General features: G+C 64.2%; 23 protein-coding genes and 1 pseudogene. 13 read left to right on the plus strand and 11 right to left on the minus strand.

Annotation, left to right across the window (positions count from 1 at the left end; genetic code table 11):
• The first annotated feature begins 422 nt into the window (after window positions 1–422).
• Complete coding sequence (locus tag SB764_RS33795) at window positions 423–1,595, plus strand: porin (RefSeq protein WP_065057965.1); 1,173 nt, start codon at window positions 423–425, stop codon at window positions 1,593–1,595.
• Window positions 1,596–1,694: 99 nt separating this feature from the next.
• On the opposite strand, the gene SB764_RS33800 is transcribed toward SB764_RS33795, so the two are convergent.
• The 4 genes from SB764_RS33800 to SB764_RS33815 form a co-directional block, all read right to left on the minus strand.
• Entirely contained in the window at window positions 1,695–2,090 is a 396-nt protein-coding gene (locus SB764_RS33800) for a PPC domain-containing DNA-binding protein (protein ID WP_410866074.1), read from the minus strand.
• 265 nt (window positions 2,091–2,355) lie between these two features.
• Window positions 2,356–3,513, minus strand: a complete 1,158-nt coding sequence (locus SB764_RS33805; RefSeq protein ID WP_065057963.1) for a porin — start codon at window positions 3,511–3,513, stop codon at window positions 2,356–2,358.
• A gap of 540 nt (window positions 3,514–4,053) precedes the next feature.
• Window positions 4,054–5,607, minus strand: coding sequence for a DHA2 family efflux MFS transporter permease subunit (locus tag SB764_RS33810; RefSeq protein WP_410866075.1), 1,554 nt, complete (start codon window positions 5,605–5,607; stop codon window positions 4,054–4,056).
• 195 nt (window positions 5,608–5,802) lie between these two features.
• Complete coding sequence (locus SB764_RS33815; RefSeq protein ID WP_065057961.1) at window positions 5,803–6,744, minus strand: carbon-nitrogen hydrolase family protein; 942 nt, start codon at window positions 6,742–6,744, stop codon at window positions 5,803–5,805.
• 78 nt (window positions 6,745–6,822) lie between these two features.
• Here SB764_RS33815 and SB764_RS33820 point away from each other — a divergent pair, with 78 nt between their 5' ends.
• The 8 genes from SB764_RS33820 to SB764_RS33855 all read left to right on the plus strand — a co-directional run bounded on the left by SB764_RS33820 (window position 6,823) and on the right by SB764_RS33855 (window position 13,235).
• Window positions 6,823–7,764, plus strand: coding sequence for a LysR family transcriptional regulator (locus SB764_RS33820; protein ID WP_321852766.1), 942 nt, complete (start codon window positions 6,823–6,825; stop codon window positions 7,762–7,764).
• Between the two features lie 176 nt (window positions 7,765–7,940).
• Window positions 7,941–8,258 (plus strand): YXWGXW repeat-containing protein, encoded by a 318-nt coding sequence (locus SB764_RS33825; protein ID WP_321893531.1) that lies wholly within the window; start codon window positions 7,941–7,943, stop codon window positions 8,256–8,258.
• A gap of 140 nt (window positions 8,259–8,398) precedes the next feature.
• Entirely contained in the window at window positions 8,399–9,154 is a 756-nt protein-coding gene (locus SB764_RS33830) for an RNA polymerase sigma factor (RefSeq protein ID WP_373681590.1), read from the plus strand.
• The gene (locus tag SB764_RS33835) at window positions 9,151–9,657 is read left to right on the plus strand and encodes a hypothetical protein (protein WP_410866076.1); all 507 of its coding nucleotides are present in this window, start codon (window positions 9,151–9,153) and stop codon (window positions 9,655–9,657) included. Before SB764_RS33830 ends, SB764_RS33835 begins: the two co-directional genes overlap by 4 nt.
• Window positions 9,654–10,202 carry a periplasmic heavy metal sensor gene (locus tag SB764_RS33840; protein WP_321868329.1) on the plus strand — a complete coding sequence of 183 codons (549 nt, stop codon included), beginning with the start codon at window positions 9,654–9,656 and terminating at the stop codon, window positions 10,200–10,202. The genes SB764_RS33835 and SB764_RS33840 overlap by 4 nt, the downstream gene beginning before the upstream one ends.
• A gap of 110 nt (window positions 10,203–10,312) precedes the next feature.
• Window positions 10,313–11,776 carry a DUF1800 family protein gene (locus tag SB764_RS33845; protein WP_410866077.1) on the plus strand — a complete coding sequence of 488 codons (1,464 nt, stop codon included), beginning with the start codon at window positions 10,313–10,315 and terminating at the stop codon, window positions 11,774–11,776.
• Window positions 11,777–11,779: 3 nt separating this feature from the next.
• Window positions 11,780–12,931 carry a DUF1501 domain-containing protein gene (locus SB764_RS33850; RefSeq protein WP_410866078.1) on the plus strand — a complete coding sequence of 384 codons (1,152 nt, stop codon included), beginning with the start codon at window positions 11,780–11,782 and terminating at the stop codon, window positions 12,929–12,931.
• Between the two features lie 88 nt (window positions 12,932–13,019).
• Window positions 13,020–13,235: a YXWGXW repeat-containing protein gene (locus SB764_RS33855; protein ID WP_065059919.1), complete on the plus strand. Its 216-nt coding sequence runs from the start codon at window positions 13,020–13,022 to the stop codon at window positions 13,233–13,235.
• 106 nt (window positions 13,236–13,341) lie between these two features.
• Here SB764_RS33855 and SB764_RS33860 read toward each other — a convergent pair whose 3' ends face one another.
• Complete coding sequence (locus SB764_RS33860; protein WP_410866079.1) at window positions 13,342–14,754, minus strand: carbohydrate porin; 1,413 nt, start codon at window positions 14,752–14,754, stop codon at window positions 13,342–13,344.
• A 1,173-nt stretch (window positions 14,755–15,927) separates the two neighbouring features.
• On the opposite strand from SB764_RS33860, the gene SB764_RS33865 reads away from it, so the two are divergent.
• Window positions 15,928–17,190, plus strand: a complete 1,263-nt coding sequence (locus SB764_RS33865; protein ID WP_321941475.1) for a multidrug effflux MFS transporter — start codon at window positions 15,928–15,930, stop codon at window positions 17,188–17,190.
• A 6-nt stretch (window positions 17,191–17,196) separates the two neighbouring features.
• Here SB764_RS33865 and SB764_RS33870 read toward each other — a convergent pair whose 3' ends face one another.
• Window positions 17,197–17,697, minus strand: a complete 501-nt coding sequence (locus tag SB764_RS33870; protein ID WP_110326723.1) for a plasmid fertility inhibition factor family protein — start codon at window positions 17,695–17,697, stop codon at window positions 17,197–17,199.
• A 227-nt stretch (window positions 17,698–17,924) separates the two neighbouring features.
• On the opposite strand from SB764_RS33870, the gene purU reads away from it, so the two are divergent.
• The 3 genes from purU to SB764_RS33885 all read left to right on the plus strand — a co-directional run bounded on the left by purU (window position 17,925) and on the right by SB764_RS33885 (window position 20,411).
• Window positions 17,925–18,803 carry a formyltetrahydrofolate deformylase gene (gene purU / locus SB764_RS33875; protein WP_410866080.1) on the plus strand — a complete coding sequence of 293 codons (879 nt, stop codon included), beginning with the start codon at window positions 17,925–17,927 and terminating at the stop codon, window positions 18,801–18,803.
• Between the two features lie 36 nt (window positions 18,804–18,839).
• Window positions 18,840–19,157 (plus strand): hypothetical protein, encoded by a 318-nt coding sequence (locus SB764_RS33880; RefSeq protein ID WP_065059925.1) that lies wholly within the window; start codon window positions 18,840–18,842, stop codon window positions 19,155–19,157.
• A gap of 147 nt (window positions 19,158–19,304) precedes the next feature.
• Window positions 19,305–20,411: a GlxA family transcriptional regulator gene (locus SB764_RS33885; protein ID WP_080180220.1), complete on the plus strand. Its 1,107-nt coding sequence runs from the start codon at window positions 19,305–19,307 to the stop codon at window positions 20,409–20,411.
• A gap of 10 nt (window positions 20,412–20,421) precedes the next feature.
• Here the strand turns inward: SB764_RS33885 and SB764_RS33890 are convergent, their stop codons facing one another.
• The 5 genes and pseudogenes from SB764_RS33890 to SB764_RS33910 form a co-directional block, all read right to left on the minus strand.
• Complete coding sequence (locus SB764_RS33890) at window positions 20,422–21,414, minus strand: GlxA family transcriptional regulator (RefSeq protein ID WP_065059926.1); 993 nt, start codon at window positions 21,412–21,414, stop codon at window positions 20,422–20,424.
• Between the two features lie 138 nt (window positions 21,415–21,552).
• Window positions 21,553–22,449 (minus strand): choline ABC transporter permease subunit, encoded by an 897-nt coding sequence (gene choW / locus SB764_RS33895; RefSeq protein ID WP_065059927.1) that lies wholly within the window; start codon window positions 22,447–22,449, stop codon window positions 21,553–21,555.
• Window positions 22,442–23,719, minus strand: a pseudogene (locus SB764_RS33900) (quaternary amine ABC transporter ATP-binding protein); the annotation flags it as partial. The pseudogene SB764_RS33900 and the gene choW, both read right to left, overlap by 8 nt.
• A gap of 223 nt (window positions 23,720–23,942) precedes the next feature.
• The gene (locus SB764_RS33905; protein WP_065059928.1) at window positions 23,943–24,803 is read right to left on the minus strand and encodes a glycine betaine ABC transporter substrate-binding protein; all 861 of its coding nucleotides are present in this window, start codon (window positions 24,801–24,803) and stop codon (window positions 23,943–23,945) included.
• Between the two features lie 124 nt (window positions 24,804–24,927).
• Complete coding sequence (locus tag SB764_RS33910) at window positions 24,928–26,076, minus strand: FAD-binding oxidoreductase (RefSeq protein ID WP_410866081.1); 1,149 nt, start codon at window positions 26,074–26,076, stop codon at window positions 24,928–24,930.
• Between the last annotated feature and the right edge of the window lie 11 nt (window positions 26,077–26,087).

Here is a 26,087-nt window from a genome sequence, read left to right on the forward strand (position 1 = left end):
AGCGCGTCAATCAGCGCGTCAATCAGCGCGTCAATCAGCGCGTCAATCAGCGCGTCAATCAGCGCGTCAATCAGCGCGTCAATCAGCGCATCAATTAGCGTCGCTCCCGCGCCACACATTCTGCAACGTGGCGCGGTTCGCCTGCCCTGTGCATCCGCTTTCAAGACCTTTCGGTGTGCTTCTCCGCGCACCTCGCCGCCCCTGTTCCGCGCGGTGTTCACGCCTGCCGTGCGCGATTCTAAATTTTCCGCATCAACAACTTAAACCATGTTTCATTTTTCAGGCCGTTTTCGACACGGACCTGTAATTGCATTTCCTTAAATTCTCGGTTCCCGCCGCACGGGCTCACAGCCCCCCATCGGACTACTAATCACACGCTCTCCTGTCCGCGCGGCGAAATTCTTTTCATCTACGGAATCGACATGAAAAAAGCGTTGTTGAATACTCTCGCCCTCGCCACCGTGGCAGCGTCGTCGATGGCGCACGCACAAAGCAGCGTCACGCTGTACGGTACCGTCGACGCAGGGATCGACTACATCAGCAACCAGAAGTCGTCGGCGGGTCACGGCACGGCCTGGGCCGTGCAGTCGGGCAACCTGAGCACGAGCCGCTGGGGTCTGCGCGGCTCCGAAGATCTCGGTGGCGGCCTCAAGGCGATCTTCCAGCTCGAGAACGGTTTCTCGGTCGTCAACGGCAAGGGTTCGAACGGCGGCTATCTGTTCGGCCGGCAAGCCTGGGTCGGCCTCGCCAGCGATCAATACGGCTCGCTCACGCTGGGCCGCCAGTATGACGCGCTCGTCGACATGATCGCGCCGATGTCGGCAACGGGCTCGGGTTTCGGCGGCAATATCGCCGATCACCCGTTCGACAACGACAACCTGAATAACGACGTGCGCATGAACAACGCCGTCAAGTACCGCAGCCCGATCTACTCGGGCTTCCAGGTCGAAGGCGCCTACGCGTTCAGCAATCAGGGCGGCGGCTTCTCGATGAACAACGCGTACACCTTCGGCGCGTCGTGGAACGGCGGCCCGATCAACCTCGCGGTCGCGTACTTCCAGGGCAACAACCCGGGCTCGACCACGGGCGGCGCACTCTCCGCGGGCAGCAGCACCGACAACGATCCGATGTTTGTCAGCGCGCGTACGCGCACGCTCGGCGCAGGCGGCAGCTACACGATCGGCGCGGCCAAGGTGGGCGTGGTGTTCACGCGCACCATGATCGCTTCGCCGACGGAAATCGCGCAGGGCGGCTCGCTCAACACCTTCGACGCCGACTACCTCACGTTCAACAACTACGAAGTGAACGGCCGCTACCAGCTCACGCCGCAATTCAGCCTGGGCGGTTCGTACACCTACACCGACGGTTCGCTGAGCCGCGCGGCAGGCAATGCGTCGCCGCACTGGAACCAGTTCATGCTGCAGGCCGACTACGCGCTGTCGAAGCGCACCGATCTGTATCTTGAAGGCACGTATCAGCGCGTCTCGGGCGCGAACGGCATCGCCGTGCTGGGCAACGCGTCGATCTATAACCTCGCGGCTTCGTCGAGCAACACGCAAGCCGTGGTGGCCGCGGGCATGCGTCTGAAGTTCTAGGTCGCGCGCAGCGGTATAGCGGCTTAGCCGACAAGAAAACGGCGGCACGGTCATCGACCGTCCGCCGTTTTTTCACGTCCGCGTTTTTCGCGCTACACGTTACGCCTTGCGCACGACGAGTTCCATGAAGCCGGTTTGCGCATCGTGCTCGCGCGTGAACGCGTAGTCGGGCAACAGCATGAGCAGCACTTCGGCGGTTGTGCGCACGATGCAGCCGTGCGCGACGTGGCCGCCCGATACGCGGCCGTATGCGTCGGACACGCTCGCATGCAGATGGGCGCCGTCGCGCGACAACGAACCGGCCAGCGTGAGAATTTCGAAATCGCCGCGCAGCGACGCCGGTGTATCGACGCCCGCATAGCGCAGTTCCACCGCGCTCAGGCTGCCGATGCCCTGCACCACGAACGCCGCCTGCACGCCGTGCCGGGCGAGCGCGGCGGCCAGTGTTTCGCGCAGATCGTCTCCGGGCGACAAACGTAAGGGCAACGCTTGCATCGGCGGACTCCGGTGTGAGATGGCGACTCACAGGGTAAAGCGGTTCCGTGCGCGCCGCAATAACTGACGATGCGTTCGTACGCACGATCGGGCGGCGCAAAAACACGCGCCACCAAAACAAACTGGCCCGCCAGCGAAACGCGCCTTGTGAGCGCGATCCGCATGACGGGCCAGTTCGATCGCCAGTCGAGCAGCGCGGGACCGGACCGGCCGATCCGGTTCGCGCGCCCTTCGTCTGACGATGAAGGCTTACATCAGGCTTCGATTAGAAGCGGTGACGCAGACCAACCGTAGCAGCGATCTGGTTCGGCGTCGTCGACGGCGACAGCGTGTTGATCATAGCCACGTTTGCCTGGTTGCCCAGCGAACCCGATGCGTGCTGGTAGACGCCTTCGACGTACACATCGGTACGCTTCGAGAGCGAGTAGTCAGCTTGCAGCGAAACGGTGTGCCACTTCGGATCCGTCGAGCCAGCCGAGTTCTTCAGCTTGCCGTCCGTGAACGTGTACGACGCGTCCAGGCTCAGAGCCGGGGTCAGCGCGTAACGGCCATTCAGTTCGAAGTTGTCGAGGTGCAGGTTCGTGTTGTTCGCGAACGTGTACAGCGTGTCGCCGCCTTGCGAGCCAGCGATCAGGCCTTCGTACTGCGTGTGGGTCCACACGAAGCCGACCGTTGCCGGGCCGTACGAGTAGTTCACGCCAGCGCCGAACGTGCGTTGCGTTTCAGCCGACAGGTTCGTGTTGTTGCCTGCGCCAGCCGAGTTCGCGCCGCTCGTGTTCGAGTTCGTGCGCGAGTTGTTCATTTGCAGGTAAGCAGCGGCTGCGTTCAGCGGGCCGTTGTTGTACGAAGCACCGACGCTCCATGCGCGGTTGTTCGAGAACTGGCCGGCGTCGTTGCTGAAGCCGTACAGGCCGCCGACCTTGAAGCCAGCGTAGTTCGCGCTCGTGTACTTCACTGCGTTCTTGATCGAGAACGAGTGGTCGAGGTTGTCGTTGTCGAACGGGTGAGCGGCCAGGTTGTTGCCGTAGCCAGCGCCTGCTTCCGACAGCGGCGACAGGTAGTCAACCATCGAGTCGTACTGGCGGCCCAGCGTCACCGTACCGAAGCGATCGCTTTGCAGACCAACGTAAGCCTGACGGTTGAACATGGTGTTGCTTTCCGTGTCCTTGCCGTTGTTCAGGTTAAAGCCGTTTTCCAACGTGAAGATCGCATGCAGACCGCCACCGAGGTCTTCGCTGCCCTTCAGGCCGAAGTACGTGTCGGACAGAGCGCCGCTGCCCTGGTTCCATTGCGAATGGCCGCCTGCGTTGTTCGCGTAGACGATACCCGCATCCAGCGAACCGTACAGCGTGACGCTGCTTTGTGCGTGAGCCGAAACTGCGAAGGCGCTCAGGACGCCCGCGATAATCAGAGTGTTCTTCATGACTTTCCTTAAATTGACATTCAGACTGACCTGAATGGATCCGGGTATTGGAGCCATCCCGGCAATCTCGCAGCGAAGTTTAAGTGCCAAAGTGCGCAAATCGCAGTACGCAAGTGCTGGAACAGATATTTGCGAAATCTGGAAATATCCGAAAATCGACGCTTAAAACCTTGTGCGCAAAGGGAAAAATCGAATCGCCCGCGTCATCTGTCTGTCACACGGCTGTGGCAATCACGCGACGCCACTGTCAAGATCACGAACTTGATTATTGTCAAAAGTGCGTTAATTCAAGGCTTGAGGCCATGGTAATATTTCCGGGTCTGAAGAAACTCCGGAACAGTTGCAACGGACAGGTGGGGTGGTCCGTTGCTGCGGGCCGCCCCATTTTTATTGGCGGCCCATGCGGCCAAACGTCGCGATTTCGCTGCGACAATGCGCTGTCAATTACGCCCGGCTTTCGCGTGCGTTTCAATCCCCGATTAAAAAACAACGGCCCGAAATATCGGGCCGTATTCATTTAAACGCAAAAAGTTCCCGTAATCAGTGGGCGCCGGCAGTATTTGAAGAATCTGCGGAACTTTTTGAAGGGCGCGTAATCCAGATGAGTGGAATAATGCCGATAAATATGAACGCCGAGATATAGAAAATGTCGTTCAGCCCCATTACCGCGGCCTGTGCATCCACCGAGAAGTTGAACAGCCCATAGGCCGCGTCGGTGCTCACGTGCAGCGACTGGCGCGCCGACTCCACGCTCTGCATGAAGGCCGGATTGGTCACGCTGGCCTGCTCCGTGAGCCGCACGTGATGCAGGATCGTGCGGTCGTTCCAGGCGTTGCCGATCAGCGAGGTGCCCACCGCGCCGCAGAATGTGCGCGCGAAGTTCGAGAGCCCGGCGGCCGCCGGAATCTTCTCGGGCGGCAGCCCCGAAAGAATGATCGAGGTAAGCGGCACGAAGAACATCGCCATCGGAATGCCCTGCAGCAGCGTGGGCAGCACGAGGTCCCAGTGCGAGACGTCGGTGTAGAACTGCGTGCGCATGAGGAACACCGCGGCGAAGCCGATGAACGCGAGCGTGGCGATGTAGCGTGGGTCGCTACGCGGCAGAATGCGCCCGATGATCGGCGTGAGCACCACGGCGAAGATGCCGAGCGGCGCGGTGGTGAGACCCGAATCCACGGCACGGTAGCCGAGATAGCCCTGCATCCATTGCGGCAACAGCACGAGCGTGCCGAAGAACATGCCGTAGGCCACCGAGATCGAGATCGTGCCGCCCGCGAAATTGCGCTGCGAAAACAGGCGGATGTCGACCACCGGATTCTTTTCGGTCAGTTCCCACACCACGAAGAACGCGAAGCCCACCAGCGCCACGATCGCGAGCGCCACGATCAGCGGCGAATCGAACCACGCGAGATCCTTGCCCTTGTCGAGCATGATCTGCAGCGAGGCCACCCACACGACGAGCAGGATCAGCCCCACGCCGTCGATCGGCATGCGCCGCGTGGCCGACTCGCGGTCGCGATAGATGAACCACGTGACGGCGGCGGCGAACAGGCCCACCGGCACGTTGATATAGAAGATCCACGACCAGTTGTAGTCGTAGGTGATCCAGCCGCCGAGCGACGGCCCGGCGATCGGCCCGATCAGCGCGGTCATCGACCAGAGCGCGAGCGCCGTCGACGACTTCTGTTTGGGCCACGAGCCGAGCAGCAGCGCCTGCGAAAGCGGCGCGAGCGGTCCGGCCACCACGCCTTGCAGAATGCGCGCGGCGAGCAGCGTGGGCAGGTTCGGCGCCATGCCGCACAGCCACGAGGCCAGCACGAACAACAGGATCGAGGTGACGAACAGTTTCACCTGGCCGAAACGCTGCGTGAGCCAGCCGGTGAGCGGAATGGAAACGGCGTTGGCGGCCGCGAAGATCGTGATGACCCACGTGCCTTCGTCGACGGACACGCCGAGGTCGCCGGAAATGGTCGGGATGGCGACGTTCGCGATCGACGAATCGAGCACGTTCATGAACATCGCCAGCGACACGGCAATGGTGCCGAGCGCGAGCTTGCCGCCGCTGAGCGGCGCGGTGGATTGCGGTGCAGACATGGAGCGTGCATGGAGTGATGGGCGGCGCCTCGCGGGCCACCCGGGAGCCTAACGGCCCCTCGCACGCCGATCAATGTCGCCGCGCGCATCAATCAATGACGCGGGCGGCAACAATGCGGCGCGCGAATCGCTTTGCGCCGCGCATGTTTCATCAGCAAATTACTTAGCGATACGAATCAACTCGACGCAGGCGATTCACAGGCCGCCAGGCTCGCCGCCCGTGAACTGCACGCTGCGCTTCGCGCGCTCGTCCACGTTCAGCGCGAACACGTCCGGACGGGCGTAATGGCCCACCACGTCGAAGTCGTAGCGCGCGCGGATCAGTTCGTCGGTGTCGATCTGCGCGACCACGAGGCCGGTCTCGCCGTGCAGCGGTCCCGCGAGGATTTCGCCGAGCGGCCCGACGATCACGCTGCCGCCATTGATCAGCGGACGCGCCGGATCCCAGCCCGGCACCTCGATGCCGAGCGCCGACGGCGACGGTTGCACCTGGCACGCGCTGATCACGAAACACCGCCCCTCGTGGGCAATATGTCGCATCGAGCATTGCCAGATCTCGCGCTCGTCGACGGTCGGCGCGCACCAGATCTGCACACCTTTCGCGTACATCGCCATGCGCAGCAGCGGCATGTGATTCTCCCAGCAGATCGCCGCGCCCGCCACGCCCGCCGCCGTGTTCACCACGGGCAGCGTCGATCCGTCGCCCTGCCCCCAGATCAGCCGTTCGGTGCCGGTCGGCATGAGCTTGCGGTGCTTCGCGACCAGCCCCGCCTGCGGATCGAAAAAGAGCGCCGTGCAATACAACGTGCTGCCCGCGCGTTCGATCACGCCGATCACGATCGACGCCCCGCAGCGCGCTGACAATTCGGCGAGCGCGGCCGTTTCCGCGCCCGGCACGTCGATGGCGTTCTCGTAGTAGGCCGCGAACGCCTCGCGTCCCTCGGGCAGACGGTAGCCCAGCCGCGTGCCGAAGATCTCGCCCTTCGGATAGCCGCCGAGCAGCGCCTCGGGCATGACCACGAGCTGCGCGCCCGAGTCGCGGATCGCCGCCTCGAACGACAGGATGTGCTCGAGCGTTGCGGCCTTGCCCTGCGCCGACGAGCCGATCTGCAATGCCGCCACCTTCGATTTCGACATGATGTTCTCCGTATGTGTGCGTGTCCGTATCATGGCGGGATCGCCACCGCGCGCCCACCGGCGCAGTCCATTTCAGCTATGCCTGCGAGTGATATCTCCGACGTCGACCTGAATCTGCTGAAGATCTTCGAAGCGCTCTTCGAGGAAGGCGGCGCGAGCCGTGCGGCGATCCGCCTCGACATGACGCAGCCCGCGGTCAGCGCGGCGCTCAAGCGTCTGCGGGAGCTCTATGCCGACCGCCTCTTCACGCCGACCGGACGCGGCCTCGCGCCGACCGCGCGCGCCCGCGAGCTGAAGCCGCTGATCAGCGAAGCGCTCGACAAATGCCGCCAGTCGCTCGCGATCGCCTCGCCGCACGCGACGCACTTTCACGGCCGCGCCGTCGCCATCGGCCTCTCCGACGACTTCGAACTCGCGCTCGGCCAGCCGATCATGATGCACCTCGCGCGGCACGCGCCGGGCCTGCGTGTGATCTTTCGCCAGACCTACAGCCAGATCGTGAGCGACAGCCTCGCCAATCAGGAGATCGATCTGGCGATCGCGGCGGGCGGCTTTTCCGCGCGCGGGCTCAGCCATCAGGCGCTCGGTCAGGGCGATTACGCGTGCCTGCTGGACGCCGCGTCGTGCCCGCCCGGCGACAGGAACACGCGTGAGAGCGACGGCCTGACGCTCGATGCCTTCGTCGCGCGCGGCCATATTCTCGTGTCGTCGGGCGGCGTGGTGGGCATCGTCGACGAAGCGCTCGCGGCGCACGGCCTGAAGCGCAACGTGATCGCATCGACCACGCATTTCGCGGCGTTGCCGCATCTGCTCGCGGGCACCCGGGCCGTGGCCACGATTCCGCGCCACGCCGCGCGCGCCATCGCGGCGCTCACCGGCCTGCGCATGGTGGCGTGCCCGCTCGCGCTGCCGGGCTATCCGATCGAACTGGGCTGGCGCGCCAGCGCGATGCGCGACGCGGCCATCGTGCGCGTGCGCGATGCCGTGGCGGCGTGTGCGCCGGCGTTGCTCGCGCCGTAATGCTTGCACCGTAAACCGGACGCAAGGATCGCGCTCGAAGCGCCAAAAAAACCGGCCCGCACGCCACATCGAAAAAATTTTCACCTCTCCCGCGACGGATTTCTCCGCCTCACTCCGTTCAATTCGCACAAGGGCCACGCCAGCACCGCGCCCGTCACGAAAGAGGGAGAGTTTCCATGTCGAACCCATCGCTTCGCACGCTCGTCAGCGCCGCCGTTCTGGCGCTCGCCAGCGTTTCGTTTGCCGTGCCGGTCACCGCATTCGCGCAGACCGTCATCATCGCGCCGCACGCGCCGCCGCCGATGCGCGTCGAAACCGTACCGCCGCCGCGTCCCGGCTTCGTCTGGGATCCGGGCCACTGGCACTGGGCGCACGGAGACTACGTCTGGCGTCCCGGTCACTGGCAGCCGGTGCGCGCGGGCTACCGCTGGGTGCCGGGCCACTGGATCGCGCACGGTCCGAACTGGCGCTGGGTGCCGGGCCACTGGGCCTGAACCCGTCCAGGTGAATGACTCCGACCGAACCCGCGCACGATCATGAAGATCCTCATCCTGCTCACGCTCGCGGCGGCCATCCTGACCGGCTGCGTCGTGGTACCGGCCCGTCCGGCCTACTACCGGCCCGCGGTCGTCGTATATTGAACGTTCGCGAACCGGCCGACGCCGCTACGGCGGCGCACCACGCACCGGCCCACGCCCTGGGAGGGGACGACGATGAGACTCGTGCGGCGCAGGCAGGCGGCACCGCGCCCGATGCCGCGGCGGCGGTTGCTGCACCGGCAGCGGCCCCATCCGCGCCACCCGCATCCGCCGCGCCGCGGCGCCGCGCCTTGAACGAGCGCGACCCCGACGCGGAACTCGTCGCGCGCGTCGGCGCACGCGACGCCGGCGCGGTGCGCACGCTCGTCCTGAGCAAGCTGCCGCGCCTGCTCGCGCTCGCCACCCGCATGCTCGGCGACCGCATGGAAGCCGAAGACATCGCCCAGGAAGCCTTCGTGCGCATCTGGAAACAGGCGCCTCACTGGCGCAGCGGCGAAGCGCGCTTCGACACCTGGCTGCACCGCGTCGCGCTCAATCTCTGCTACGACCGTCTGCGCGGCCGTCGCGAGGAGCCCGCCGAGACGCTGCCCGACGAAGCCGATCCGGCCGCCACGCCCGATCTGCGCATCGAAGCCCGCACGCGCGACGAACGCGTGCGCGCGGCGCTGGCCGCGCTGCCCGTGCGGCAACGCGAAGCGCTCGTGCTCACGTACTATCAAGAGCTTTCGAATCTCGAGGCGGCCGGCCTGATGGACATTTCGGTCGACGCGCTCGAAAGCCTGCTGGCGCGCGCCCGGCGCACCCTGCGCGCACAACTGGCCGGTGATGGCGCCGGCAAGGACTCCGCATGACACCCGAACGATTCCACACTCTCGTCGAAGCCTGGGGCGCCGACCCGCGGCGCTGGCCGCAGGCGGAACGCGCCGACGCGCTCGCCTGGGCGCGCACGCATCGCGCCGAAGCCGATGCCGCGCTCGAAGCCGCGCTCGAACTCGACGCGTGGCTCGCCCGCGACATGGTCGCGCCGCCCTCGCGCGCGCTCGTCGAGCAGATCGTGGCGAGCGCGCCCGCGCCGGTGCCCCAGCGCCCCGTTCGCGCCGATGCATCGTCGAAACGCCGGCGCTTCTGGTGGTCGGGCGCGGCGTTCGCGGGCGCGGGACTCGCGGGCGCCGTGGCGGGCGCGCTCGCGATGTCGCTGATGCTGCTCGGCCATCCGGCAGCGTCCGCGTACGGCCCGCATGGTGCGCTCGAATCGCGCGACGCGGCCCGGGACGCCGCGCACGAATTCACGCACGAAAGCAGCTATCTGGGATCGAGTGTCGGCGATGCCGGCGACGACGGGAGCGACGAATGAACGGCCGTTCCTGGAAAGCGCTGCTGGTGGGATCGGTGCTGCTCAACGTGTTTCTGCTCGGCGCGATTGCAGGCGGCGCGTGGCGCTGGTTCGCCGCGCGCGGTGCGATCGATACGCTAACGCAGATGCAGACGCAAAGCCCGCCGACGCCGATGGCGCGCGCGGCGCTGCGTTTCGCCACCGACGGCCTGACGCCCGAGCGTCAACAACAGTTCATCGACGCGCTCAAGGCCGCGCGCCGCGCAGGCCGCGAGGATGCACGCGCCGCTCGCGAAGATCGCCGCGAGGTGCTCGATCTGCTTGCCGCGCCGCAACTCGACCGCGCCGCGCTCGACACCGCGCTCGCGCACACGCGCGAAGCGGACAGCGCCTTGCGCGCGAAGGTGGAAAGCGGCGTCGCCGACTATGCCGCGACGCTCACGCCCGACGAGCGCCTGACGTTTGTCGAAGGTTTGAGGCGCAGCGGTCAATGGCGACTGCCCGCGCCGCGCAAAGCGCCGCGCGCCGCCGCGAGCGCGGCCAGCGAAGCGGGCGAGACGAACTGACGTCGCGCGGCATCGCGTGACAGAACCAGCGCAAAAAAATCGCGATCCTCGCGACGGATTCCCGACGCCACCGCGTTTAAGGGAAATACGCCACGTCACGAGGAGCGCGCATGAACAGCTTGCCGACCGCCCGCGCCGCCGCGATCGCCATGAATCGCTTCGGCCTCGGCGCGCGCCCCGACGAAGCGCCGCCCGACAATCCGCCACATTGGCTGCTCGATCAGTTCGCGCGCTATGAAGCGCTGCCCGCCGCCTGGCGCGATCAGCCCGGCGCGATCGCGCTTACGACGCGCTTCGGCGAGGAGCGTCAGCAAGGTTTGAGCGGCGATATGGCGGCCAACAGCGCGATGAAAGACGCCGCCAGCGACGCCGCGCCCGCCACATCGACTCAGGCCAAACGTCAAGCCGTGAATCGCACGATCCGGCGCGAAGGCGTCGAGGTCTATCGCAGCGCCGTGAACGCGCGCCTCGACAGCGCCTTGCAGACGGACACGCCCTTCGTCGAGCGCCTCGTCCACTTCTGGTCGAATCACTTTGCGGTTTCCGTCGACAAACCCGCGCTCGCCGGACTCGCCGGTTCGTTCGAGATGGAAGCGATCCGCCCGCACGTGCTCGGCACTTTCGACGCGTTGCTGGTCGCCGTCGAACAGCACGCGGCCATGCAGGTCTTTCTCGATCAGATCCGCTCGGTCGGCCCGAACAGCCGAGCCGCGCTGCGCGCCGATCAACGCGATCCCTCGCATCAACGCGGTCTCAACGAGAATCTCGCGCGCGAAATCATGGAGCTGCACACGCTCGGCGTGCGCACCGGCTACACGCAGGCCGACGTCACCGAATTCGCGCGCGCGCTCACCGGCTGGAGCGTGGCGGGCGTGCGCGGCCCGCAACCGGGCAACGCCGCGCCCGGCGCGTTCGTGTTCCGGCGCGCGCTGCACGAGCCCGGCACGCGCACCGTGATGGGTCGCCAATATGATCAGGATGACGAACGACAGGCGCTCGCGATTCTGCACGACCTCGCGCACGCGCCGCCGACGAGCCGCCATATCGCGTTTCAGCTCGCACGCCATTTCGTGGCCGACAATCCGCCGCCCGCGCTCACCGACCGCCTCGCGCAAGTGTTCGAGCAAAGCGGCGGCGATCTGCCGAGCGTCTATCGCGCGCTGGTGGAAGCGCCGCAAGCCTGGTCCGCCGACGACGCCAAGTTCAAGACGCCGTGGGACTGGACCGTCTCGTCGATGCGCGCGCTCGGCTGGCGCGATCGCGGCGGCTCGGGCGGCCTGAACGCCGCGCCGCTGCTCACGCAACTGGGCCAGCCCGTGTGGCGGCCCGGCTCGCCCGCGGGCTACGACGACATCGCCGCAAGCTGGGCCGCACCCGACGCGCTCGTGCGCCGCGTCGAAGTCGCGCAACGCTTCGCCGCGCGTGTCGGCGACACGCTCGACCCACGCACGCTCGGTCAGAGCGTGCTGCCCGGCACGCTCGGCGCGCCCACGGCCACGGCCGTCGCGCACGCCGAAAGCGCGCAGACCGCCGTCGCGCTGCTGCTCGTCTCGCCCGACTTTTTGAGGAGATAACGCATGCTCTCCCGCCGCCACTTTCTGCGCGTCGCCGCCGCCGGCGCGGGCGCGATGCTCGTCGCGCCGCAACTCGTTTTCGCGAGCGCGGCCACCGATCGCCGCTTCGTGTTCGTGATCCAGCGCGGCGCCGCCGACGGCCTGAACATCGTCGTGCCCTATGCCGATCCCGCTTACGCGTCGCTGCGCGGCGCGCTCGCCATCGACACGGACAAGGCCGCGAAACTCGACGGCACGTTCGCGCTGCATCCGTCGCTCGCGCAGACCGCGCAACTGTATCGATCGGGGCAGGCGCTGTTCGTGCACGCGATCGCTTCGCCGTATCGCGACCGCTCGCATTTCGATGGCCAGAACGTGCTCGAAACGGGCGGGCGCGCGCCGTATCAGGTGAAGGACGGCTGGCTCAATCGCCTCGTTGCGCAAATCGGTCCGACGCGCGGCGACAGCGCCATCGCGCTCGCGCCCACGGTGCCGCTCGCTTTGCGTGGCGCGGCGCACGCAACGTCGTATGCGCCCTCCGCGCTGCCCGCCGCGTCGGACGATCTGCTCACGCGCGTCTCCGCGCTTTACGAGAGCGACGTGCAATTGCGCGGCCTCTGGACCTCGGCGATGAACGCACGCGGCCTCGCGGGCGACGCGAGCGCGAAGCAGGACCCGGCCAGTCTCGGCAAGCTCGCCGCCGATTTTCTGGCGCGCCCGGACGGCCCGCGCATCGCGATGATCGAGACCGGCGGCTGGGACACGCACAGCGCGCAGAACGCGCGGCTCGGCAATCAGCTGAAGGCGCTCGACACGATGCTCGCCGCGCTGCGCAGCGGGCTCGGTCCGGTATGGGACAAGACCAGCGTGCTGGTGGCGACGGAGTTTGGCCGCACCGCCGCCGCGAACGGCACCGGCGGCACCGACCACGGCCAGGGATCCGTGGCGATGCTGATGGGCGGCGCGGTCGCGGGCGGACGCGTGATCGCCGACTGGCCCGGCCTGCGCCACGCCGACCTCTACGAAGGACGCGATCTCAAACCGACTGCTTCGCTCGATGCGCTCATCGCAGGGGCCGCCGCGGAAAGCCTCGGCCTCGATCCGCAACGCACGGCTGCCGCGCTGTTCGCCGAAGCAGGCACGACGCGGCCGATGACGGGTTTGATCCGCACATGACAAGACGCCTGGCGCGACGCAATTCGCAGCGCCGGACGCATCCCCGCACGACCAACAAGCCAATCACACATCAAGGAGGAACCTGATCATGAAAACGAAGCCGATGCTGCTCACCGCTTTGTTCACGAGCGCCGCGCTGCTTTCGGCCTGCGTGGTGGAGCCCGCGCGGCCGCCCGAGCCGGCCCCGCGCGTCGAGGTCGTGCCGCCCGCGCCGTCGCCCGGTTATCACTGGGTGAAGGGCCACTACCGCTGGGAAGGCAATCACTGGGCGTGGGTGCCTGGACACTGGGTTGCGGCTTATTGATCGCCACGAATCCGGACACAAAACCGGACACGAAACAGGACACAAACCCGGACACAAAGCGATAAAAAGGCGCGCCACGCACGGCGCGCCTTTTTATTGGCATCGATCAGAATGCAACGACGGTCCTCACGCCGACCACCGCCTCGTCGCCGATACGACGGGACGTATTCTGCGGATCGGGCACGCCGCCGCCCGGACGGAACACGTACTGAAAGTCGGCCTGCACCTGCCACCACGGCGCAATCTGAAACTGATACGTCGCTTCCAGCACCGTTTCCGAACTGAGCGCCGGATAGCCTGGCGTCACAGCCGCCGTATCGTTCGCGAGACCTCGCGCGTGCGAGCCGATTTTCGCGTAGCTCACCGCGAGCCCCGCCACGTCGTTGTCGCGGCCGGTGAACGGCGCCTTGAGCGTGACGCCCGCATTGACTGCGAGATCGACGAGATTGCGATCGCCCGGCGCGCCCATCACGCGTGCGAACACGCCAAGCGATTGCGGACTGTCCGCCGAGGGACGCCAGACCATCTGATCGGCCACGGCGTACAGGCCGTAATCGCCGCGATGCGATTGCGCCATGCCCGTGCTCGCGGGATTGGCGAGCGAAACACCGCCGGTATCGAATTGCTGATCGGCGAAATGTTGCGTGTTGTACCAGAACCCCAGTTTGTAGGTACCTGGCAATCCTGATGATTTGGCATCGGGCGCAGATGTATCGGACGCATTCAACGCATATTGCACTTCGCCGATGAACAGCGCGCCATCGTGCAGATTGAAATTCGTGCCGTGCGCGTCGCCGTTGCTGTTGGCGCTTCCGCTGCCGATGCCCGAAGGATTGCCGTCGAATACGCCCGCGAGCACGGTCCACGCATTCGACGGCGTCACGCGCAACCGTACGCCGAGCGACGAAAGCGGATACGCGGGGCCGCCCGCGGGCATATCGACGGACGGCAGCACCGGCCAGCCGAACGTGGCGTTCATGAACGCGCCCGCGTACTCGCTGGCCATGAATTCCTGATCGGCGCTTTGCTGGCCGATCTTGATGTCGGCCTTGCCGCTCGCGAACGACTGCTGATACCAGAGTTCCCACAGACGCGTGCCGGCATCGGCTTCGACACCGGACACCGCCTGCAGCGCCTGAAGATTGCGTTGCGTGAGGCTCGTGCCGTGTATCTGCAGCGCGGAAACATTGAAGACGCCGCCAAACCAGCCGAACGCTTTTTGCGTATCGACGCCGACGCTCAATTCCGTGAATCCGTCGTACGCGCCGCTCCGGTGCGTGCCGCCCGAGAGATTGTTCAGATACTCGCTGGTTTCCTGCAGCCCGAACGTCACGCCACGCGCATCGAGCCAAGGGCGCAGCCCGCCCAGATCGCCGAACAGCGTCGAGCGGCTCCACAAACCAGTGGGCGCATCCGCACTTTGCGCGAATGCGGACTGCGCGAGGCAAAGTGCGATCAGCGCGCCAAGGCGAACGGGCGTCGCTGCCTGCATCACTGCGCGTTTGCGGGGCATTTTCATGATTGTCGCGGCGAGTGCGTCCGGCGCAATTGCCTGGACGATTGCGAGGTCATTAAGCGATTTCTTTTTTAAAGCCGCGTGAAATACGGCAAATACATCTCGCGCGACCACGCCACGGTGCGATACCGAAAAATTTTTGACGAACATAAGCCCACCTCCGTCCGGCCAGACGAGCCGGAACGGCGAATGATGACGCGACGGCGCAACGCAAAACGCGTGTGCGCGCGACACGATTCAATTCAACAAAGGGAGCGTGCTGATGGCGACACCAATGCGAGCACAAGCCCGACAATCGGCGCGACGATGAAGCGCGCTAACCCGACAAAGCGAGCTAGCGGCGAAGGACATGTCCTGTGCGACGAATTCGCGGCTAACTCGCGGCTGCGACGCCGGCGTGGACCGGCATCGAACTTCCACTGCTAGAGCTTGTGTCCACGAGGGACTCCTTTCGTTGTGACGCGGCGGATTGTATTCGGGTCTTCTGCAGAACCGCAAGCAAAAAAAGCAGCCGATGGGGCATCGCGTCCGCTTCAATCGAATTGATTCTCAATGCACAGGTTGGCTGTGCAATTCGCCGTACGATTCTCGCAATATTGCGTGCTCCGCCTACCACGTCCCTTTCAAACTCCCAGCTTCATACCGACCGGAAGTTTATTCGATGCGCGGCGTAAGACCGTGTTGACGCGCCATGTGCAGCCGCCGTCTCGTCGGCAGGCCGATCGAGCGCGCCGTAGCGATCTCTCTTCAGCACCTTTGAATCGCGTCTCCCGGATGCCGCTTTCGCACGTCCGTTCGCACGCATGCCGCCGCCGCAGCGGCATTTGCCGCCTTTCAAAACGCATCGGGATGGGCGTAATGCGTGGTTATCTTTTTGCTCGCGACGACGCTCGTCTGCGTAAAAATCGCGAAGATACTGTTTTTTGCCTGATTTTCAGGGCGCGAACGCGTAAAAACCCACGCATTTCGCATGCGGCCGAAAGTTGTCGCCGATGGCCACAACGCGGCGATGTCGATCCGCGCGAGCCACGTCGAGCAGACTCGCGCAAGCACAGGCACAATATCGGCTATTCACGCGGTCAAAACACGCGGCGTGCGCGGATCTCGCGCGCGCCGCGCGCCTGCATCCGGCCCCACCCCCGCCGCGCCGCCGCATTCCGCCTCTTCGACGCTGTGATGAACCACGATAACGTTAATCCGCCCGCCATTGCCCGGCGCGCGACGAATACGCCGGGCTTTTTGCTGTTCATGATCTGCCTGTTTTCCTCGGCCGGACAACTCGCAATCGATATTTATGTGCCGGCACTGCCCGCCATGGCGCACTTCTTCACGACTTCGCCGCAAGCGATCCAGTCGAGCGTTTCCGGTTATATGGCCGCGTACGCGCTCGGCCAGCTGATTTTCGGCCCCATTGCCGACGCCCACGGACGCAAGCGCGTACTCGCGTTCGGCATTGCGATCTTTACGATTGGCTGTCTGCTGTCGCTCGTCGCGCCGAATCTGGAAACCTTCGTGCTCGCGCGCTGCCTGCAAGGCTTCGGCATCGCGACCACGAATCTGCTGGCGAAAGCCATCATCACCGATTCGTTTTCCGGCACCGCGTTGCTGCACGCGTTCACGTATATGTCGATTGCGTGGGGACTCGCGCCGATTATCGCGCCCGTGATCGGCGCGCATTTGCAGACGTGGTTCGGCTGGCGTTCGTGCCTCGTGTTTCTGCTTGTTTGGGCCGTGGTGATGTGGGGCGTGCTGTGGCGCTATCACGATACGCTGCGCCAGCCGGTGAAGCTCGAAACGCGCACGCTCATCGCCAATGCGCGCAAGGTGCTCGCGAGCCCGGTGTTTCAGAGCTGTTTTCTTGCGCAAGGACTGTGCTACAGCATCTTGCTGGTTTTCAATATCGTCGGGCCGTTCATGGTGCAGAGCACGCTGCACAAACCGCCGACGTTTTTCGGCTATCTCGCGCTCGGCATCGGTCTGATGTATTTCCTCGGCGGACTTTCGAACCGTCTGCACGGCCCGCGTATGCCGACGCCCGAAGTGCGTTTGCGCGCCGGTTCGTTCGCGATGGCGGCGTCGGCCATCGTCATGCTCGTGCTCGCGCTGACCGTTGGCTTGCGCGTGTGGACGCTCGCCACGCCGGTGCTGTTCATGGGCTTCTGCGCGGGCGCGATGTACCCCACGCTGATGGCCAAGGGCAACTCGCTGTTCCCCGAAGTCGCCGGGCTCACGAGTGCGATTCTCGGCTGCGCGCTGCTGCTGGTTTCCTCGGCGATGATGGGACTTGCGGGTTTTGTCTCCGTGCAGATTCTCACGCCGCTCGCGGTGTTCTTCGTCGTGCTCGCGCTGACGGTCGTGATGATGGTGTCGAAGCTGTTGCGCCATCTCGCGCAGCTGGAGAACGTGCAGGCGTTGCAGCGCGAGGGGAAGGCGGCGTAAGGACACTCAGGCGGGCGCAACCGGAATCAGCTCCGCCACCCGCCTCCACTTGTGCGCGCCGGTCCCCGCGTGGCGCGCGAGCCGCGGCGCTTCGTCCACGCGGCATTCCACCGGAAAGCACGATGCGCCGTGCGCTGCGAGCCAAACCGTGCGGATCACACCGTCGCTCAACGCCACCCACGGCGTCTCGCCTCCGGCGCAGCGCACTTCGGCCAGCGGTACCGGATCGTACTCGCCGAAACTGAACCCCTCGGTCGCCAGATCGAAGCGCCCGTCGACGCGCCAGGTAAGCATGCTGCCGTCCGCATACGCGGCATGCGAACCTTGCGGATCGCGACGCCATAACGCGAAAAAGCGTTCGCGCTCCACTTCCACCACGGCGCGCTCCTCGTTGCCGTAATTCGAGCGAATCACTGCCATATAGACGTCGTCAAACGACGTGCGCACGCGAAACAGCGCGTGGCAGTGCTCCGCCGCGCCTGCGCGCAAGCCAACGAACGTTTCCATCACTCCCTCCCGGTCAAAGCACCGCACTTCGCCTTTTAATCGTCACCGGACTAAAAACCGGCAACGCGATAAAAAGCGACACCGCGCGACTCAAACACGACCTGGCGTTTCCATACGTGCTAAAGAGCGCAACCGTTCTATCTGTGATGCACCAAACAATGGCTTACTCGCGACATCGCCTTTCGCGTGCGATGCGAAAGGCGCACCACGATAACCGGAGAATCCGCATGTCCGCCGACGTTCGTCCGCATCAATACGTCCTCACGCTGTCCTGTCCGAGCGCCGCTGGCCAGGTGGCCGCCGTCGCGAGCTTTCTGGACCGGCACCACTGCTATATCGACGAGCTCACCGTTTTCGACGACGACATCAGCGAACGCTTTTTTCTGCGCTGCGTCTTTCACGAAGTCGTGCGCGACACGACGGCAAGCTGCAATCTCGCAAGCCTGCGCGACGAATTCGCGCCCACCGCGCGCGAGCACACGATGACGTGGTCCATCCACGATCTTCAGGTGCGTCCGAAAGTGCTCATCATGGTTTCGCGGCTCGAACATTGCCTCGCCGATCTGCTGTTTCGCTGGCGCATGGGCGAATTGCCGATGGATATTGCCGGCATCGCGTCGAATCACCGCGATTTCGAAACGCTCGCACATCAGCACGATTTGCCGTTTCATTATTTGCCGATCACGCCCGACACGAAACGCGAGCAGGAAGCGGCGATTCTCGATCTATTCGATTCGACCGGTTCCGAATTGCTCGTGCTCGCGCGCTATATGCAGATTCTTTCCGACGAAACGAGCCGCCGCCTCGCGGGTCGCGCGATCAATATTCATCATTCTTTTCTGCCCGGTTTCAAGGGCGCGCGGCCTTATCACCAGGCGCATGTGCGCGGCGTCAAACTGATCGGCGCGACGGCGCATTTCGTCACCGACGACCTCGACGAAGGACCGATCATCGAACAGGAAGTGCAGCGCGTCGATCACAGCTTCGATCCGGAACGGCTACTGGCTGTGGGGCGCGACGTCGAATGCGTGGTGCTCGCGCGCGCCGTGAAGGCGTTTCTGGAGCGCCGCGTGTTCATCAACGACGGGCGCACGGTCGTGCTCTGACGCACCTGCCTGAGCGACCGCGGCAGACTCGTCGCGATGGCGCCGCTGCGCCTGCGCCGCGAGTGCCGCGAGGGCTCGATCGCTCATTTTTTCAGCCACGCGCCGCGCATAATCATGATGCCGCGGCTCCAGCGCGGCGCCCAGCCGGCGCGCCTGCCAATAGCGCAACAGCCCGATGCGCCCGTGGCCCCGACCGATGCTGTGCTCCAGCAGCGCGAGCGCCGCGGCGGCATCGCCATGGCAGGCGCGATCATTCAGCTCGACAGTTTGGGCACGCGGCACGCGGGGCTCCTTTCGGTGCAGGGAACACTGACCACGCAGTTGACCAAAGGCCGCTGCAAACCGATAGAATGAAAACGCCAGCGCGACGGTACGCCGTCGCCAGCACGCCCGCGATATGCGCTTTTGCGAAAGTCGATGGCGGAAAAACACAAGCGCGCGCCCTTTCGATCGGCGACGCTTGCGAAAACCGCCTCGCGCCTCCCACTTTCACGCGCCGCCATGTCTAACCCGCTCCCGATCGTTCCCTCGCCCGAGACCGCCGAGAAGGCGCGCATCCGCTTCGGCATCGTGCTGTTGCCCAATTTCACGCTGACCGCCTTTTCCGGTTTCGTGGACATGCTGCGCCTCTCCGCCGACGACGGCGATTTCAGCAAGCCGGTGCGCTGCTCGTGGCGCGTGCTGGGCGAAACGCTCGCGCCGGTACGCGCGAGTTGCGGCATTCAGATCACGCCATGGGAAACCTTCGACAACGCGGAGCCGGTCGACTACCTCGTGATCGTCGGCGGCCTGCTGCATTCCGGACCGCAGGCCAGCGAGGCCACGCTGCAATACATCCGCCGCGCCGCCGCGGGCACGACCACCGTGGTCGGCATCTGCACCGGCGTATTCACGCTGATGCGCGCGGGCGTGCTCGATGCGCACCGCATCTGCGTGAGCTGGTTTCACTATTGGGACTTTATCGAGCGCTTTCCGTCCGTCAATGCGGACGCGATCGTGGCCGACCGTCTCTTCGTGATCGACCGGCGGCGCATTACCTGTTCGGGCGGACGCGCGTCGATCGACGTGGCCGCCGCGATTCTGTTGCGCCATTTCGATCACGCCACCGTGCAAAAAGCGCTGCGTATTCTGCTGGTGGGTGAAATGCAGAAAGGCAACGCGCCGCAGCCGCATCCGCCGGGACTCGAACCCGCCACGCATCCGAAAGTCAAACGCGCGATCCTGCTGATGGAGCAACAGGTGGGACGCAACGTGCCGCTCGAAGAACTGGCCTGCAAGCTCAATCTTTCCGCGCGGCAGCTCGAACGTCTGTTCAAATCGGAAACGGGCAAAAGCCCGCGCACGTTCGCCAATGCGCTGCGCCTGCGCACCGCTGCGTGGCTGCTCACGAGTTCCGACCGCACGGTGGCCGATATTGCATCGAGTTGCGGCTTTTCGGACGCCTCGCATCTCGGGCGAGAATTCCGCAAGCAATTCGGCGTGCCGCCGAATATGTTTCGCGAGCAACGCAGCGGCCAGGAACCGACGCAATTCCCCGATCTCGACGCATTCTTTCGCCCCGATTCCTCGCTGACAAGCGACGTGGAACCCGGCGCGTCGCTGCACTAGGCGCTGATCGTTAGCCCGGCGCGCGCCGCTCGTGACTAGGCGCGTGTCCGAATTGCACGCGATACGCCTTGCTGAAATGACACGGCGAATTGAATCCGCAAATCGACGTTACGCGTGCAATCGACGTATCGGTCGTACGCAGTAATTCGCGCGCGCGTTTCAATCGCAAACTCAAATAATAATGTGTCGGCGACACGTTCAAATATTCCTTGAACATGCGCTGCAAATGGCGTTGCGATAGCCGCACGAGGCGCGCGAGTTCTTCAAGCGAAAGCGGCTCCTTGATATTGGCTTCCATGAGGCGCACGACTTCCACGAGTTCCGCACGCGAAAAACCAACGCGCGCATCCACGGGAATCGGCTGCAGATCGGTCGAGCCGCGAATGCGTTCGAGAATGAATTGCTCGGAGACTTTTGCCGCCGCTTGCCGTCCGAGACGCGCGCCAACCAGTTCAAGCATGAGATCGAGCGGCGCGGTGCCGCCGGTGCACGTGAGCCGGTCGCGATCGATCACGAAGAGCTCGTCGGCAAATTGCACGTCGGGAAACGACTCGTAGAACGTCGAGAGATTTTCCCAATGCACGGCGCAACGATATCCGTCGAGCAAACCGCTCGTAATCAGCGCATAAGCGCCCGTGCAGATACCGCCGAGCGGAATGCCGCGCGCGGCGACCTCGGCCAGCACGGCGCGCACGCGCTCGTCCACGGCTTCCTGAATGCGAATGCCGCCGCACACGATCAGCACGTCGGGCAGCTTGTTCAGATCGAGGCGTTGCGCGGGACGTACCGCAATGCCGTTGCTCGCGCGCGCAGGTTCGCCGTCGAGCGTATAGACCGACCATCGATAGTGATCGCCACGGCCCACGTAATTGGCCATGCGCAAGACTTCGACCGCGCTGGAAAACGCGATCATTGAAAAGTTCGGCAAAGTCAGGAAACCGAAATGCTCGAACGTCGATTCAATCGCCGCTTGCACGGCGGTCGAGGCGAGGGCGGACGTCACATTGCGCTCCTGCTGGGCGCGCCGGGCCGATATTCACGTGCCCGCGACGGACAGAAATAAACCGGCTTTCGCACGCAATCGCCACAAGCCGGGCAAGCAGTCCGCGCGCCAACACCGCGGCGCGCGGAACGCCATACTTCAAGCCTCGGCAATCATCGGCCGCGGACGAAACAGTTGCTTGATGCCGGAGAACAGCGGCGCTCTCACGGCGCCGGGTGCGCGGCCAAAGCTCTCGGTAATCCGGTCTAGCATGATGGCGAGCAGCACGACCGACAAACCGCTCTCGAAACCGAGCCCGATATCGAGGCGTTGAATACTCGCCAGCACGTCGTTGCCGAGACCGCCCGCGCCCACCATCGACGCGATGATCACCATCGACAGCGCCATCATGATCGTCTGGTTCACACCTTGCATGATCGACGGCAGCGCATTGGGAAACTGCACCTTGTAAAGCAGTTGCCACGGCGTGCAGCCGAATGCCTGACCGGCTTCCACGATTTCGCGGTTCACGTGCTTGATGCCGAGGCTCGTGAGCCGCACGGCCGGCGGCATCGCGAAGATCACCGTGGAGAGAATGCCCGGCACGCGGCCAAGACCAAACAGCATCGCAGCGGGAATCAGATAAACAAAAGCCGGCATCGTTTGCATCAGGTCGAGAATCGGCCGCACGATGGTTTGCACGAGTTTGTTCTTCGCGGTCCAGATACCGAGCGGAATCCCGACCACGAGACTGATCAATGTCGACGACAATGTCAGCCCAAGCGTGACGACGGTCTGATCCCAGAAGCCGGTCGCGTAGATCAGCAATAGCGACGCCGTAGCGAACATCGCGAAACGCCAGCCCACGCGCCACAGGCCGACAGCAATGAAGAACGCCATCAGCGCCCACATGGGAATGGCCTGCAAGCCGTGCTCGATAAACGCGGCAAAGCTCTCGATGGCCTTGCCGACGGCGTCGAAACTATTCGCGTCGTGATCGAGCAGATAATGAACCGACTGATCGACCCAGCGGCCAAGGGGAATGATCTCAGACATGGGCACTCCTGTTACGCGTAATGACCTTCAGGACCGCAGCCTGATCGATGGACCCGCAATAGCGGCCCTCTTCGTCGACCACGGGCAACGCGGTGACGTTCGCGCATACGCGCGAGACGACCTGTTCGAGCGGCGCGGCGAGCGAAATGCATTCCACCTTGCGCACCGACGGTTGCGCCACGCCGATCGCATCGCGCGTGACAAAGCCGCTGATGCGGCGTTGCGCGTCGAGCACGAACGCGTAATCGGCGCTGCCGTTCAACGAAGCGGCCACGCTCTTCGGATCGAGCGCGTGGACGAGCGGCACAGCTTCGCGCTGCATGAGATCGCCTGCCGTGAGATAGCGGCTGGTATCCACGCCATCGAAAAACGCACGCACATATTCATCGGCAGGATGACTGATGATTTCCTGCGGCGTGCCGATCTGCACGATACAACCGCCTTCCATGATCGCGATGCGCGTGCCGATGCGCAGCGCCTCTTCCAGATCGTGCGAAACGAACATGATGGTGCGCTGCTGTTCCTTCTGCAATTGCAGCAACACGTTCTGCATTTCCTTGCGCTTGAGCGGATCGAGCGCGGAGAACGCTTCATCCATGATCATCAGCGACGGATTCACGGCCAGCGCGCGCGCAAGGCCCACACGCTGCTGCATGCCGCCGGAAAGCTCGGCGGGCAGCTTCTGCGCGAAGGCGGCCAGCCCGACCTGCTCCAGCACCGCGAGCGCGCGTTGCTCGCGCTCCTTGCGCCCTACGCCGGCCACTTCGAGGCCGAACGCGGCATTCGACAGCACCGTGCGTTGCGGCATCAGCGCGAATGACTGGAACACCATGCTCATGTCGGTGCGGCGCAGCGAAACCAGCTCGGAACGCTTCACCGCCGCAATATCGCGGCCATCGATCACGACTTTGCCCGCCGTGGGTTCGACGAGCCGGTTAATCAGACGAATCAGCGTGGACTTTCCGGAACCCGAGAGGCCCATCAGCACGAAGATCTCGCCTTCCTGCACCGAGAACGACGCCTTGTTCACGCCGAGCACGTAGCCGGTCTTTGCGAACATCTCGTCTTTCGTCGCGCCGCTCATGAGCAAATCGCGCGCGGTTTTCGGATTCGGTCCGAAGACCTTACTGAGTCCTTCGACTACGATCTTGGGGGCTTTCATCGATTCCGTCTCCTCGTGCCGCACGCGCCGCACACTGTATCTACATGGTTGCCAGAAAAAACCCCGCGGGGATGGCGATTTGCGACAGACGCTTACGCAAAAGCGACACGGCTATTCAACGCCTGCTGCAATCGGCGCAGCAAGCCGGCCGCGCCACCGCGCGCACCTGAACGGGGCACTGTGTGGGCGAAACACCGCTGAAAACGAGCTGATTGAAAAACGAACCAAGGCGCGTTGTGCGCCTCGCGCATGCTGCATTGCACCCGGCGCGCCGTCGCGAAACATCAAGCCTGTTCGCTTCGCGACGCACGCACGGGGCGCTGGCTCACGCTTACTGCGCCGCAACCCAGGTATTCACGCGGTCGCCATGAGCGGCGATCCATGTATCGGCGGCGGCATCCGGTTTTTCGCCGTTTTGAATCGCGAGCATCACGCTATCGATTTCGCCCGGCTTCCATTGAAACTTCTTCAGGAACGACACGACTTGCGGTGCCTTCGTTTCCAGTTCCGGATTCGCCACGTTGTCGACATGCTCCGCCGCGCCATACACATTCTTCGGATCGTCGAGGAAGCGCAGTTTGTATTTCGCAAACATCCAGTGCGGCGTCCAGCCCGTGACGATCACCGGCTTTTTCGCATTCAACGAACGCGCGAGTTCCGCCGTCATCGCGCTGCCCGAACTCGGCATGACGGTGTAGCTCAGATCGTATTGCTTGACGGCCTGATCGGTCTTGGTCATCACGCCCGCACCGGCGTCAATGCCCACGATACGGCCACCGAATGCGCTCTTTTGCGCATTGAGATCGTCGATGCTTTTCGCGCCGACATAATCGGGCACGACGAGCCCGATTTTCGCGCCTGGAAAGTTCGTGCCAAGATCGACGACCTTGTCCTTGAACTGCGCCCAGTACGCGCCCTGGGTCACCGGCAGCCACGCGGAGAGCGTCGCGTCGAGGTCGCCGCGCGCCACGCCCTGCCACATGATGCCCGCGGCCACGGGCACGAGTTGCACCTGATAGCCGAAACGCTTTTCGATAATGCGCGCCGCGACGTTGGATGTCGCCACGCTATCGTCCCAGCCTTCGACGTAGCCGATTTTCAGCGTCGGCTTGCCGTCGGCCCACGCAGGGGCGCTCAGGCCCACCATCGCCGACAGCACGCCGGCCCACACATATTTTCCTGGCAGCTTCAAGGTCGATCTCCTGTAACCGGGCAACGCGCCCCGTGCACCTCCAGATTCCCCCGCCACAATTTGCCGATATCGTCGAATTCCGACGCAATCTTGTCGTCTAGCGACGCGGGCTTTTTCCCTGCTTTTATTTATCGACGACGAGATCCGAAAGCGGCTTCGAACAGCACAGCAACGCCATGCCCTGATCGATTTCGCGCTGACGAATGCCGCCGCTGTGCTTCATCTCCACCTGCCCGGAAACGAGTTTGACCTTGCAGGTTCCGCACATGCCTTGCGCGCACGACGAGGCGAGACGCACGCCGGCCTGGCGCGCCGCTTCGAGCACGGTTTGCTGCGAGTTGCAGGCAATCTCGCGACGGCTTTTTGCGAAGGTGATCGTGTACGTGGTCGCGTCGGCGAAAGTTTGCGTGGCAGCCTGCGCGAGTTCGTGCGTCTGCGTGTCGGGTTCGTCCGCCGTCAGTGTTTCGAACGAGAAACTCTCTTCGTGATAGTGCTCGCGTGCATAGCCCGCTTCGTCCAGCAGATTGCGCACGGCCTGCATATAAGGCGCGGGCCCACAACAGAAAATCTCGCGCTCCATGAAATCCGGCGCGATCAATTTGAGCAGGGGCAGCGAGAGAAAGCCCGTCACGCCATGCCAGTCCGTCCGTGCGCCCACGCGTTCGCAGACGAACGCGGTGCGAAAATGCGCATGACCCGATGCAATCAATTCGAGTTCTCGCGCGAAGATAATGTCGTCCGGCGTGCGTGCGCTATGCGCGAATACGATATCGCGGTCCTCAGCAAGATCGTGATGCGCACGGCTCATCGACATCAGCGGTGTGACGCCCGAACCCGCCGAGAGAAATAGAAATTTGTTCGCCGGATGCCGTGCACACGTGAAATCGCCCGCGGGACCGAGCACGCGCAAGGTCGCGCCCGGTTGCAGATTATCGTGCAGCCAGTTGGAGACCTTCCCGCCCGGCACGCGCTTCACCGTAATGGAAATAGTATGCGGCCGCGCGGGCGAAGACGAAATCGTATAGCATCGATTCACCGACTCGCCGTCTATTTCGAGTTCGAGCGTCACGAATTGCCCGGGTTCGAACGAGAACGTGCGCCCTTGCGGCGAGCGCAGAAAAAAACTCTTCACGTCGTGCGTTTCCTGCCGCACGTGACAGCACACGAGGGTTTCCTCGACGTCGCTCGTCCAGCGTTCGGGCAGCGTGCCCCAGAACGCCGGGCGCGTCACCCGGCTGTCCGTGGGATCGAATTGGGCCGCATCTCGCATCATGTCAGACTCTC

It is taken from the genome of Paraburkholderia sp. SIMBA_027 (assembly GCF_046535315.1).
Classification (GTDB): Bacteria; Pseudomonadota; Gammaproteobacteria; order Burkholderiales; family Burkholderiaceae; genus Paraburkholderia; species Paraburkholderia tropica.